Below are 11,712 nucleotides of genomic sequence, written 5' to 3' on the forward strand. Positions count from 1 at the left end.
AGACCATCCCCACCAGTGCCGCTTTTCGCGGCCGCCCCCGATACGCCGGAGGACCTCCGGTTTCCGAAAGGAAGAACGAAGAATGACCGACAACACCGAGGCGCCGCGCGGTCCCCACCGCACGGGGCCCGTGCTGAGCTCGACGGGGGAGGTGCCCCAGGCCACGGCCCGGGACGCCATCGGGGCCCCGTCCGAGCGCGGCCCAGGCCAGACCGCGCCGCACCCCGCTCCAACCCCTGCCCCCGTACCGGCCGCGGCCACCTCCGAAGCGGTCGAGGCCAAGGCCGACACCGAACGCGGCCGCAACGCACTGCTCGCGGCGCTGGCGCTGCGCGGCGGCGCCGCCCGGAACGCCGAGGGCACTGAGAAGGCCGAAGAGCGCTACCGCCCGGGCCGTCCGACCCTCGCGGTCGCGGCCATCGCCGGTCTGATGCTCGTCGCCGCCCCGTTCGGCCTCTCCGCGGCCAAGGAACACCAGGCCGGTGCGCCGCTCCAGACCGACCTCGCCTCCGGCAGCTTCGCGGACCCGTCCAGTGCCTCCGCGTCCGCCTCCGCCTCGGGGACGGGCGTCCAGGGATACGTGCCCGAGGTGCAGCCGAACGTCCCCGTCCTCCCCGGTGCGGACACCGGGGCGGACCCCGGTGCCGTCCCGGACCCGGCCTCGGCCGGTGCGGGCGCCCCCGGGGGATCGGGCGGCGGAGGCCTGCCCGAACGCCCCGTGGACCCCTCGTCCGGTGGTCCTGCGGGCGCCCCGGTCGCGGGAGTGACCGAGGATGACGACGAGGACGGCGGCGAGCGCGGCGGCGACGGCACCGGCGGGGGCGGCGACGGCGTCGGCGAACCCCAGGGCGTGACCGTCGAGAAGGGCTCGCTGCTGGAGACCCTGCTCACCGAGCGCAACAGCAAGGGCGAGGAGGACACGGAGAAGTCCGAGGAGCCCGAGTCCGGCAAGGGCAAGGGGTCCGAAGAGGACACCGAGGACGACTCCAAGGGCGACGGTTCCAAGGCCGACACCGAGGGCGACGGCGCCGAGGGCGACGCGTCCGATGGTGCGGGGTCCGAGCCGCTCAGCGCCCAGACCGGGCAGAGCCTGGAGCCGCTCAGCGAGGGTGTCGAGGCGGAGGAGCAGCGTTCCACGTCCGCTCCCGAGCCCCGGTCCGCCGAGGAGGTGGAGCCCCAGTCGGAGCCCGAGCCGGAGCCCGAGCCGGAGCCCGAGCGCGCGGTCGCCGGTCCCGGCTGCGACTCCGAGGGGGCCCGCTACCAGATCCACGGTGACGGCGTCTGGCGCTCGGGGCCCGCGGGCTACGACGGGGCCGGATGTGACGACGGCTACGATGTCATGGCCGTGAGCGGCGACCCCGACGGTGGCAACACCTCCGCGGAGTGGACGTTCTGGCCCGGCGGCGCCGGTTCGACCTGCACGGTCAAGATCCTCGTGCAGAACGGCCCCGACCCGCTGTGGGCGAACGGCGTCCCCACCCACTACGAGCTGTTCGACGGCGAGAACGCCGGCGGTTCCTTCCGCGGCGGTTTCGAGGTCACCCAGCCCGACGACGGCCGTTACTGGGCCCTGACCGAGCTCCAGGACGTCGGGGACTCGTTCACGCTGCGCGCACGCAACAGGGGCCCCATCCCCGAAGGCGGCGAGGCCCCGCAGCTCCCGCTGTCGGTGGTCGAGGCCGAGTGCCGCTGACGGGAGAGTAGCGCCGGTAACCCCGTACCGGCAGTTGGACAAGCCCGCGGGCCTCACCGGCCCGCGGGCACAGAAAGGAAGACGACAGGCGATGAACCGTCACGTGCGCGCGGTCGACCCCACCGGCGGAGCCGAGTTCCGCACCATCGGCGAAGCCCTCGCCGGCGCCAGTGACGGCGCCGTACTGTCACTGGCCCCCGGACGCTACGACGAACAACTCGTGCTCTCACGCGTGGTGACGCTGATGGCGGCCGAGGGCCCCGGAACCGTCGAGATCCTCTGCTCCACCGGTACGGCGGTCACCTCGGTGGCCGAGGCGGTCAAACTCACCGGCCTCGTCCTGCGCGGCCGCGACTCGGAAGCCCCGGTCGTGGACGCCGCCGCCGGTCAGGTCGAACTCGCCGACTGCGAGGTGGAGGGGGCCGCCTGGGCGGCCGTCCTCGCCCGGGGCGAGGGCGCCCTGGCGCTCCGGGGCTGCACCGTGCGGTGCAGCGCGGGGGCGGGCATCGTCGTCACCTCCCCCCAGACCAGCGTCATCGAGGACTGCGTCATCGAGGACGTCGGCACCAGCGGTGTCGTCATCAACGACAAGGGTGCCCCCGAGGTGCGCCGGTGCACCATCCGCGACGCGGGCGCCAACGGCGTCTACGCGGCGGGCAGCGGCGCCGGGCACATCAGCGACTGCACGGTCTCCGGAACGACCAAGGCCGCCGTGGTGGTCGACGAGCACGCGGCCACGGGCCTGAGCGACCTGCGCGTGAGCGGGGTCGCCGACGACGGCGTCGTGATCTCGACCCGGTCCCCCGTGACGGTCAGCGACCTCGTCGTCGAGAAGGCGGCGGGCCGCGGCCTGGTCCTGCGCGCCGGGACCGACCCCCGCGTGGAGCGGGTCCGCGTCACCGGCAGCGGCGGCGTGGGCATCCTGGCCGAGGACAAAGCAAGAGGACACCTCCGGGACTGCGAGGTCCGGGACGCGGGCGCGGAGGGTGTCAGCGTCACCGGCCGCTCCTCCACCACCTTCAGCGGTCTGACCGTGCACGGCACGGAGGCCGCCGGAATCCACGTCACCGAGGACTCCACCGCCGAGTTCGACCGCGTCAACGTGGGACGCACGGCGGGGCCCGGTGTCGAGATCCTCTCCGGGTCGGCGCCCTTCCTCCGCAACGGCACCGTCACCGGATCCCGGAGCCACGGCGTGCGCTGGGAGGGCGGCGGCGGACGCGTGGAGGACTTCGAGGTCACCCGCTCGCGCCGGACCGGCGTGTACGCGGCGGCCGGAGCGCGCGCCTCCCTGAGCGGGGTGCGGGTCATCGGCGCCCGCGAGAACGGGCTCGCCGCCACCGGCGGCGCCGTGCTCGACCTGCGCGACAGCGAGGCCTCCGAGTGCGGAGGCGACGGCGTGGCCGCGCACTCCGAGGGGGAGATCGCCGCGCTGCGCGTGCGCTCGCACGAGAACACCCGCAACGGCGTCCTGGTGGCGGCGGGCGCCCGCGCCGTGCTGCGCTCCTGCGAACTGGTCGGCAACGGCGGCGACGGGGTCCTCGTCGGCAGCAGCGAGGACGTCGTCCTCGAGGGCTGCACCGTGCGGGCGAACGCCCGGGCCGGACTGCGCCAGACCGTCGCCGGAGGAAACGTCCGGGCCAACTCGCTGGTCAGCGAGGGCAACAACGCGGAGGACCTGTACGGGCCCGACGCCGTCGCCGAGACCACTGCGGGAACGTCCTCCGAGGACGAGGAGGACGACGACGAAGAGCGCGGTCCGCTGGCCGAACTCCAGGCCCTCATCGGCTTGGAGAGCGTCAAGGACGAGGTCACGACCCTCATCAACCGCAACAAGATGGCCCGGCACCGGGCCGAGATGGGCCTGCCCTCTCCGCCCGTCGCCCGGCACCTGGTCTTCGCCGGTCCTCCCGGAACCGGTAAGACGACCGTGGCCCGGCTCTACGGGAGGGTCCTGGCCGACCTCGACGTGCTGCGCTACGGGCACGTCGTCGAGGCCGCCCGCGCGGACCTGGTCGGCCAGTACGTCGGCGCCACCGCCATCAAGACCACCGAGGTGTTCGAGAAGGCCCGGGGCGGGGTGCTGTTCGTCGACGAGGCGTACACGCTCTCCTCCGAGGACAACGGCGGTTTCGGCCAGGAGGCCATCGACACCCTGGTCAAGCTGATGGAGGACCATCGCGACGAGGTGGTCGTCATCGTCGCCGGATACGCGGCGGAGATGGACGGATTCCTGTCCTCGAACCCCGGTCTGGCCTCGCGTTTCGCTCGGACCGTCACGTTCCCCAACTATCAGGCCGAGGAGCTGGTGAGCATCGTGGAGCGCCTCGGCGCCGTCCACCAGTACACGCTCTCGCCGGACCTGCGCCCGCTGCTGCTCCAGCACTTCGAGGCGCTGCCCAAGGGGCCCGCGTTCGGTAACGGCCGCGAGGCCCGCAAGGTCTTCGAGGAGATGGTGGACCGCCAGGCACACAGACTCGGCGAGGACCCGCCCGCCGACCCCGCCGAACTCACCGTGCTCAACCCCGACGACCTCGGCGCCGTCGCCGCCCAGTCGGGCGGGCCCGGCGGGGACGACGTCGCGGGCCTGCGCGCCCAGCTCGACGCGCTGACCGGTCTGTCCGAGGTCAAGTCCACCGTCAACGACCTCGTCAACGTGCTGGTCGCCGCCGAGCGGCGGCGGGCGATCGGCATGCCGGCGCCCAGCCTCAGCCACCACCTGGTCTTCGCGGGCCCGCCCGGTACCGGTAAGACCACCGTGGCCCGGCTCTACGGCCAGCTGCTGCGCGCCCTGGGCGTGCTCCCCACCGGCCACACGGTGGAGGCGGCCCGGGCGGACCTGGTCGGGCGCTACATCGGTCATACCGCGCAGCTCACCCTGGAGACCTTCGAGAAGGCGCGCGGCGGCGTGCTGTTCATCGACGAGGCCTACACCCTCACCCCGTCCGGGGCCGCCAACGGCGACTTCGGCCAGGAGGCCGTGGACACCCTGGTCAAGCTGATGGAGGACCACCGGGACGAGGTGGTCGTCATCGTCGCCGGGTACAACGCGGAGATGCAGCGCTTCCTCGACTCCAACCCGGGTCTGGCCTCGCGTTTCTCCCACAACGTGCGGTTCGAGGACTACTCCGACGAGGAACTGGTCACCATCGTGGGGCGTATGGCCGCCGACAGCGGGTTCACCATCCCGGAGGAGACCGTGGCCGCGCTCGGGCAGCACTTCTCCGGGGTGCCGCGCACGGAGTCCTTCGGCAACGCCCGCTACGCGCGGCAGGTCCTGGAGCGCATGATCACCCGCCAGGCGGGACGCACCATCGCCCTGACCGACCCCACCCGCGACGACCTGACCCTGCTCACCCCGGCCGACGTGCCGTGACGCGCGGTGGTGCCCATCCGGCCGGTGCACGACCGGCCCGGGTGGGCGCCACCGTCCTCCGGTGGTCCGCCACCGCCCTCAACGGACGCCTGCGGCGCGGTGTCCCCGCGTGACCGCCCGGCTGCCTCTCTCCGCACCGATGAGGCTCGGACAGCCAACCCCGGGGCGGGGCCCCGCTGGGGCGACACCGCGCCCGCGTGGCGGCGCGCGGGAGGGGCAGATTCGCTCCACGGCCCGCGAGCGACCGCCGGGCGGCCGCTCGCATCGATGACGGCTCCGCCGCCCGGCGAGAGCATCCGGAAGCCACGCCCTAGGCGCGCACCAACTCCACGACGCTGACCCCGAGGCCCGGGACGACGCGGTTCAGCCGGAGACCGGAGCGCGCGGCCACCTCGGCGAACTCGGACCGGGTCCGCTGCTTGCCGTCGCAGTGGACCAGCATGCTGAGGTCCATGAACTTCGCCGTCCGCGCGGGTCCGGGCCGCTCAGGGACCAGCACCTCCGCGAGCAGGACCCGGCCCTCGGCGGTCATGGCCGTGCGGCAGTGGGTGAGGATTCGGACGGTGTCGGCGTCGTTCCAGTTGTGGATGACGCTGGCGAGCAGGTAGGTGTCGCCTCCGGCGGGCACGGAGTCGAGGAAGCTCCCGGACTCGACACGGCAGCGCTCGGCCACCCCCTCGCGCCCCAGCGCGGGATCGGGCTGGGAGACCACCTCGGGCCGGTCGTAGAGCACCCCCCGCAGATGCGGGTTGGCCGCCAGGACCAGGGACAGGAGCCGCCCCCGGCCGCCCCCGACGTCGACCAGGCACTCGCTGCCGCCGAAGTCGTACTCGTCCACAAGGGAGCGGGTGAGCTGCGAGGAGATGTCGGTCATGCCCTGGTCGAACACCGAGGCGGACCGGGGGTTGGCGCGCATGTAGTCCCAGACCGGGACGCCGTGGACGGCCTCGAACACCGGACCGCCCACGCGCACCGCGTCGGCGAGGTGGGCCATGGTGGAGCGCTCCGCCGGGCTGCCCAGCCAACGGGCGAACCCCCGCATGGAGTCGGGAGCGTCCGAGCGCAGGGCGCGGCCGAGTTCGGTGAGCGCGTAGTTGCGCCCGGGCAGTTCCTCGACGACGCCCAGGTCGGCGCAGGCGCGCAGCAACCGGTGCAGGGCGTCGGCGTCGGCTTCGACCAGCTTCGCGATCTCGTCGACGGGTGTCGGGTCCCCGGACATCACGTCGGCGACACCCAGTTCGGCGGCGGCGCTGACGGCGGCCGCCACCCAGCTGGACGTGATCAGCTCGAAGAGGTGCACGGCTGGACCGCTGAGCGGCGTCGGACCGCCGTGCGCCAGGGAGAGGGGAGGGGTGGACACAGGTGTCTGGACCTTTCGACGACTGCCCTCGACCGGTGGTCGGCCGGGGTGGCGCAACGGCCTCCAAAAGGCCAGTCGACACGCTATATTACTCCCTGGATTTTAACCAATACAGAGAGTGGGTATGGCTGTGGCGGCCGAAGAACCGGGGTCCTCCGCCGAGAGCCGGGCCTCACAGGCGCTCCACGTCCTGAACACGAGGACGGTCGTCCGCTCCTTCAGTGACAGACCCGTGGAGGACGACCTCCTGACCCCCCTCCTGGACGCCATGCTCGCGGCCCCCTCCGCCTCGAACAAGCAGGCGTGGGCCTTCGTCACCGTTCGCCGCCCGCGCACCCTGAAGCTGGTCCACGCCTTCTCGCCCGGCATCATCGAGCGCCCTCCCCTGGTCGTGGCGGCCTGCTTCGACCGCTCCCGCGCGGTGGGCGGCGGCGCCTGGGACGAGGGCATGCTCTGCGTGGCGATGGCCGTGCAGAACCTGCTGCTCGCGGCGCACGCCCTCGGGCTCGGGGCCTGCCCCTCCGCCAGTTTCCGCAAGGGCCCGGTGAGCAGGTTCCTCGGGCTTCCGGACCATCTCCTGCCATTGCTCCTGGTGTCGATCGGGCACCCGGACCGAACCCCCGAGGCCGCGCCGAGGCGCGGCCGGAACGAGGTGATCAGCCATGAGTGCTGGGGTGAATGACGACCGCGTCGGTGAGGAACTGGTCCTGCTCGCGGCCTACCTGCTCAGTAGCGGGAGGGGGCTGCTGGAGGAACCAGCCGCGTACGGGCCCCTCCGCTGCCTGGACGCCGCCCGCCGCGTCCTCTCCCTGCGGTCCCGGATCGGGGTTCCCGACAGCCCGGAACTCACCGACCTGCGTGCGCGCATGGACGACGTCATGTGCGGGGCGATGGCCGACCGGGAGCTGGACGTCCTGCTCGACGACCTGTGTGACCGGCTCGCCGCAGCCCTGGAGGAGCCCGGTGCCGTTTCAGCCTGAGACAACGCTGCCCGTCGAGGAGCCCGGCCCGGGCCGGGAGGTCCGGCCGCCGACGGGGGAGGTGTTCGACGCGAGCTGCTTCACCCCGGCCTGCCAACGCCTGTTGGAGCGCGGCGACCACGCGCTCATCGGGGTCAGCGCCGGGAACAGCTACTTCAGCCAGCAGCGGCTCACCCAGCTCCTGACCTGGACGGGCTGGCGGTGCGCCGCAGTGGACCTGCTCTACACGGACCTGCACCTCGACACCATGTACCTGGCGTCGGGAGACGACGAGGCGCAGGCCGCGAGGCGGACCACCCGCGCGCTGCGGGACGTGCGGCGCCGTGTGCGGCGCGCGATGGAGGCGGCCCCCCGCGTACCCGCGAGGGTCCGGGCCCTGGCCCTGTCGGAGACGGTCGACCTGCCGGGGTACCGGTCGGCCCTGGACCGGATCGACCGGGAGCTCGCCGAGAACCCGAGGATGCGGCGAGCGTGCGAGGAGCACGTCCGGCAGATCGTCGGCGGTGGACCCGGGTCGCCGGAGGCCCGCTTCGCGGCGGGGTTGTCCTACCTGCGCGCCGAACTGCCCTACCTGCTCAGCACCCCCGAGGTACTGGGAGTGCCCTCGTCGGTGTGCTGTTACCACGAACTGCTGCCGCTCCTGGTCGAGCTGGAGGGGGACACGTCCTGCCTCCAACCCGGCCAGGGGCACCTCGTCCTGAGGCCGAGGTAGACGAACGGGGCGGGGGAGACCCCGCCCCACGGGTCAGGCGGGGCGCACGTCCATCACCGACTCCCCGTCCGGCACCCGGTGCACCGAGTGCAGGGCCAGTCCGACCTCCGCGAAGAGCTCCTCGTGCTCCTCCGACGAACGCGGCGCCGCCCCGTACAGCACGAACATGCTCAGGCCGATGGCCTCGACGAACGCCCCAGGGCGGTCTCGCTCGGGGAGGTGACCCACGATCAGCAGCCGCGACTCCGCCGTCATCGCCGCGCGGACGTTGGCCAGGATGCGGACCGCGTCCCGATCGGACCAGTTCTGCATCACCCGGGCCATGACGTAGACGTCCGCCCCCTCGGGAACCCCCTCGAAGAAGCTGCCGCCCACCACCGAACACCGGTCGGCGACCCCCTCCTCACGCAGCAGCCGGGGGGCGCCGGCCACCACCTCCGGGAGGTCGAAGAGGACCCCCGTAGCCTCGGGACGGGCCCGCAGGACGGCGGCGAGCGTGGCGCCCTCCCCGCCGCCGAGATCCACCACGGTCCCGGCACCGGCGAGGTCGGCCGCGTCCAGCAGGGTCCCGGCGGGTGTGGAGGCGTTCATCGCCCGGTTGAACACCTCCGCCGCGTCCCGGTTCTCACTCAGGTAGTCGAAGAGCTGGCTGCCGGTGTGGATCTCGAACGCCGTGCGGCCCGAGCCCACCGAATCGCCCAGCCTCGTCCACGCCTGGAAGAGGTCCCCGTAGGTGCACATGCGGAAGAGGTCGCGCAGGCCCAGGGGGTCGTCGGCGCGCAGGTGGTTCCCGGCGGGGCTGAGCGCGAACACCCCGGGCGCGGTCTGTGCCAGGAGTTCCGTCGCCGTCACCGCCCGCAGGACGACGAGCAGGCGCTCCTCGGGTACACCGACCTCCCGTGCCAGGTCGGCGACCGGGCGGGGCCCGTCCGCCAGCGCCTCCACGACGCCCAGTTCGACCACCGCCGAGACCGCGTGGATCAGCATGGCCGAGGACACGAGCCCCGACAGGGGCGCCTCCGTCCTCTCCGGCGGGATGGCGGCCCCGTCCACTCGCCCCACGTCGACCAGCACACCGTCTCCCTCGCGCACCGCGGCCCCGCCCCTCGTCCGAATGTCAGTCACAGGAAGTGACGATGCCAGGTGGCGGGGGTGTCCCGTGGGGTTTTCGGGGAGCGGCGCCGGGCCGCACCGCTCTGCCTCCGTTCGTCGCCCGCGGCATTCGGTCGCCGTCACGGGCCTCCACGACGCCCTGCGGATCGACGTGCTCGCGCGGGTCAGGCGGGAACTCACCGGGTCGGGGCGGGGCGACCCCGCCCCGACCGGTACGGCCCCGTGGGCCCGACCGCCTAGCCGGTCGGCATCACGTTGATGAGCTTCTTGTTGACGAACTCCTGGATGCCCGCGGCGGAGAGCTCCTCCCCGTAGCCGGACCTCTTGGTGCCGCCGAAGGGCAGGGACGGCCGGGTCCAGGTCGGGTGGTTCACGAAGACCATGCCGGTGTCGATGCGCCGGGCGATCTCCGCCCCGCGGGCGATGTCCTCGGTGAACACCGATCCGCCCAGTCCGAACGTGGAGTCGTTGGCGATCCGTACCGCGTCCTCCTCGTCCTCCGCTCGGAAGAAGAGGGCGACGGGGCCGAAGAACTCCTTGTCGTAGACCGGGTTGTCCCTGGTGAGGCCGGTGATGATCCTCGGCTGCGCGAACGCGCCCTCCTCGGGTACGGGATCGCCCGGGGTGACCACCGTCGCGCCGTGCTCCTCGGCCTCGTCCACGAGTTCCTGGAGGTCGTCCGCGGCGCTCTGCGACGAGAGCGGTGGCAGGGTCGTCGCGGAGTCGAACGGGTCGCCCGCCCTCAACCGCGCGAATCCCTCGGCGAATCGACGCAGGAACTCGTCCGCCACCTCCTTGACGACGATGATCCGCTTGGCGGCGACACAGCTCTGTCCGGCGTTGTTGAGCCGACCCCAGAGCGCGCGCTCGACGCTGACGTCGAGGTCGGCGTCGCCCAGCACGATGAGGGCGTCGCTCCCCCCGAGCTCCAGGGTGCTCTTCTTCAGCTCCTCGCCCGCCTGGGCCGCGACGCTGGCGCCCGCCCCCTCGCTGCCGGTGAGGGCGACGCCCCGCACGCGCGGGTCCCGGATCGCCCGGGTGACCTGGTCCTTGTTGGCGTAGACGTTGGTGTAGGCGCCCTCGGGCGCTCCGGCCTCCCTGAACAGGGACTCGAAGGCCGCCGCCGACTGCGGGACGATCGAGGCGTGCTTGACCATCACGACGTTCCCGGCCATGAGGTTGGGAGCGGCGAACCGCGCCAGCTGGTAGTAGGGGAAGTTCCAGGGTTGCACACCGAACAGCACCCCGATCGGGTCGCTGACGACCACGGCCTCCCCCGCCTGCGGGTCCTCGGTCGCGACCCTCTCGGGGGCGAGGAACTCCTCCGCGTTGTCGGCGTAGTAGTCCAGGATCGAGGCGGCGAGGTCGACCTCGCCGCGGCTCTCCCCGAAGAGCTTGCCCATCTCCAAGGTGAGGAGCCGGGCGAAGTCGTCGGGTCGATCACGAAGGATCTGGGCGGCACGCTTCACCACCTGCGCGCGCTCGTCGAAGGACCTCGTGCGCCACGACTCGAAGGTGGCCTGGGCGGTGCCGATGGCACGGTCCAGCTCCTCGTCCCCGATCTCGGCGAAGGTCGCCAGGGTCTCGTTCGTGTAGGGGTTCGTGGTCGCGTAGGCCATGGTGTTCCCTCCGTCCGGGCCCCGGCCAGCGGGGGCCGGGCCTTCGAGGAGCGCGCCGCGCGCTCCGCACGGGTTCGGTCTCGTAGGGACCCTGCTCGTTCGAAGGGGAGTCCGAAACATGCCTTTTGTGGCTTTGTGGTGGTTTTGCGGTTCGGCTCCCCGCCCCNCTCAGGCCAGCTCGGGTTTGCCGAACATGACCGCGTAGCCGGAGGGCAGGTGGCTCAGCAGCTGGTTGAGTTCGCCGCCCGACACCGCCTTGGCCACGGTGCTGAGCACCGCGCCGGAGTCCTGCTGGGCGGTCAGGGGCCGGGCCCCGGTCTCCTCGGCCACGCGGCTGTGGAACTCCTCGACACCGAACGGCTCCGCCTCCAGCTGGTCCTCGGGCCGGAGGGCCTCGTCCAGCGGTTCCGGGATCTGCGCGGCCAGGTGGTCCAGGCTGGTCCCGGGCAACCGCTGCGCCAGGACCGAGAACACCGCGCGCGTCACCTGCTCGGCCTCGCGCTGGTCCTCGTACTCTCCCGCGTCACGGACCTCCGCCAGGAACTCGTCGTAGCGCATCCTTCCTCCTCGTCGAACGACGTCGGGTGCCTTGGGGAGGAGCCTGCCCGAGTGTGCCCGCGCCAATCACGAACGCCGGGAGACACGAACCGATGGAGGTCCGAGCCCGTGTTCACCAGCCGGTGAGGAGCAGGTGGTTGACCAACAGCGCCGTGCCCGCCTGGACGGCGAGCCAGGCCCTGTGGTGGCTCACCGGAAGGAGGGCGGTGGCGGGAACGAGCCACAACACGAACGGCAGCCAGATGCGCTCGGTCTCGCCCTTGCTCATCCCCGACAGGGTGGCGGCGGGCACCGCGCAGAG

The 11,712-nt window shown here is 72.7% G+C and carries 9 protein-coding genes and 1 pseudogene; 5 read left to right on the top strand and 5 right to left on the bottom strand.

The genetic code is table 11. From position 1 onward, the window contains the following. Positions 1-82 precede the first annotated feature (82 nt). Entirely contained in the window at positions 83-1,693 is a 1,611-nt protein-coding gene (locus D452_RS0111895; RefSeq protein WP_026129215.1) for a hypothetical protein, read from the top strand. A 91-nt stretch (positions 1,694-1,784) separates the two neighbouring features. Then, complete coding sequence (locus tag D452_RS0111900; RefSeq protein WP_017544371.1) at positions 1,785-5,069, top strand: right-handed parallel beta-helix repeat-containing protein; 3,285 nt, start codon at positions 1,785-1,787, stop codon at positions 5,067-5,069. 310 nt (positions 5,070-5,379) lie between these two features. On the opposite strand, the gene D452_RS0111905 is transcribed toward D452_RS0111900, so the two are convergent. Continuing rightward, on the bottom strand, positions 5,380-6,429 hold the full coding sequence (locus tag D452_RS0111905) for a methyltransferase (RefSeq protein ID WP_017544372.1): 1,050 nt from the start codon (positions 6,427-6,429) through the stop codon (positions 5,380-5,382). Between the two features lie 124 nt (positions 6,430-6,553). Between D452_RS0111905 and D452_RS0111910 the strand changes: the two genes are divergently transcribed. The 3 genes from D452_RS0111910 to D452_RS30355 are packed head-to-tail and all read left to right on the top strand — an operon-like array spanning position 6,554 to position 8,121. Continuing rightward, positions 6,554-7,111 (top strand): nitroreductase family protein, encoded by a 558-nt coding sequence (locus tag D452_RS0111910; RefSeq protein ID WP_017544373.1) that lies wholly within the window; start codon positions 6,554-6,556, stop codon positions 7,109-7,111. After that, entirely contained in the window at positions 7,092-7,409 is a 318-nt protein-coding gene (locus D452_RS30350; RefSeq protein WP_026129216.1) for a DUF6092 family protein, read from the top strand. Before D452_RS0111910 ends, D452_RS30350 begins: the two co-directional genes overlap by 20 nt. After that, the gene (locus D452_RS30355; RefSeq protein WP_017544375.1) at positions 7,393-8,121 is read left to right on the top strand and encodes a tRNA-dependent cyclodipeptide synthase; all 729 of its coding nucleotides are present in this window, start codon (positions 7,393-7,395) and stop codon (positions 8,119-8,121) included. The genes D452_RS30350 and D452_RS30355 overlap by 17 nt, the downstream gene beginning before the upstream one ends. Before the next feature lie 33 nt (positions 8,122-8,154). On the opposite strand, the gene D452_RS0111925 is transcribed toward D452_RS30355, so the two are convergent. The 4 genes and pseudogenes from D452_RS0111925 to D452_RS0111940 form a co-directional block, all read right to left on the bottom strand. Continuing rightward, positions 8,155-9,213, bottom strand: coding sequence for a methyltransferase (locus D452_RS0111925; RefSeq protein ID WP_017544376.1), 1,059 nt, complete (start codon positions 9,211-9,213; stop codon positions 8,155-8,157). A 257-nt stretch (positions 9,214-9,470) separates the two neighbouring features. Beyond that, on the bottom strand, positions 9,471-10,853 hold the full coding sequence (locus tag D452_RS0111930) for an NAD-dependent succinate-semialdehyde dehydrogenase (protein WP_017544377.1): 1,383 nt from the start codon (positions 10,851-10,853) through the stop codon (positions 9,471-9,473). Between the two features lie 168 nt (positions 10,854-11,021). Further along, entirely contained in the window at positions 11,022-11,411 is a 390-nt protein-coding gene (locus D452_RS0111935; RefSeq protein WP_017544378.1) for a DUF2267 domain-containing protein, read from the bottom strand. A gap of 112 nt (positions 11,412-11,523) precedes the next feature. Continuing rightward, positions 11,524-11,712 (bottom strand): annotated as a pseudogene (locus tag D452_RS0111940) (hypothetical protein); the annotation flags it as partial.

Source organism: Nocardiopsis prasina DSM 43845 (genome assembly GCF_000341265.1).
Classification (GTDB): Bacteria; Actinomycetota; Actinomycetes; order Streptosporangiales; family Streptosporangiaceae; genus Nocardiopsis; species Nocardiopsis prasina.

Coding starts and splice junctions, on each gene's coding strand:
- D452_RS0111935 (WP_017544378.1), bottom strand. CDS start 11,411: ATGCGCTACGACGAGTTCCTGGCGGAGGTCCGTGACGCGGGAGAGTAC.
- D452_RS30350 (WP_026129216.1), top strand. CDS start 7,092: ATGAGTGCTGGGGTGAATGACGACCGCGTCGGTGAGGAACTGGTCCTG.
- D452_RS0111930 (WP_017544377.1), bottom strand. CDS start 10,853: ATGGCCTACGCGACCACGAACCCCTACACGAACGAGACCCTGGCGACC.
- D452_RS0111910 (WP_017544373.1), top strand. CDS start 6,554: ATGGCTGTGGCGGCCGAAGAACCGGGGTCCTCCGCCGAGAGCCGGGCC.
- D452_RS0111895 (WP_026129215.1), top strand. CDS start 83: ATGACCGACAACACCGAGGCGCCGCGCGGTCCCCACCGCACGGGGCCC.
- D452_RS0111900 (WP_017544371.1), top strand. CDS start 1,785: ATGAACCGTCACGTGCGCGCGGTCGACCCCACCGGCGGAGCCGAGTTC.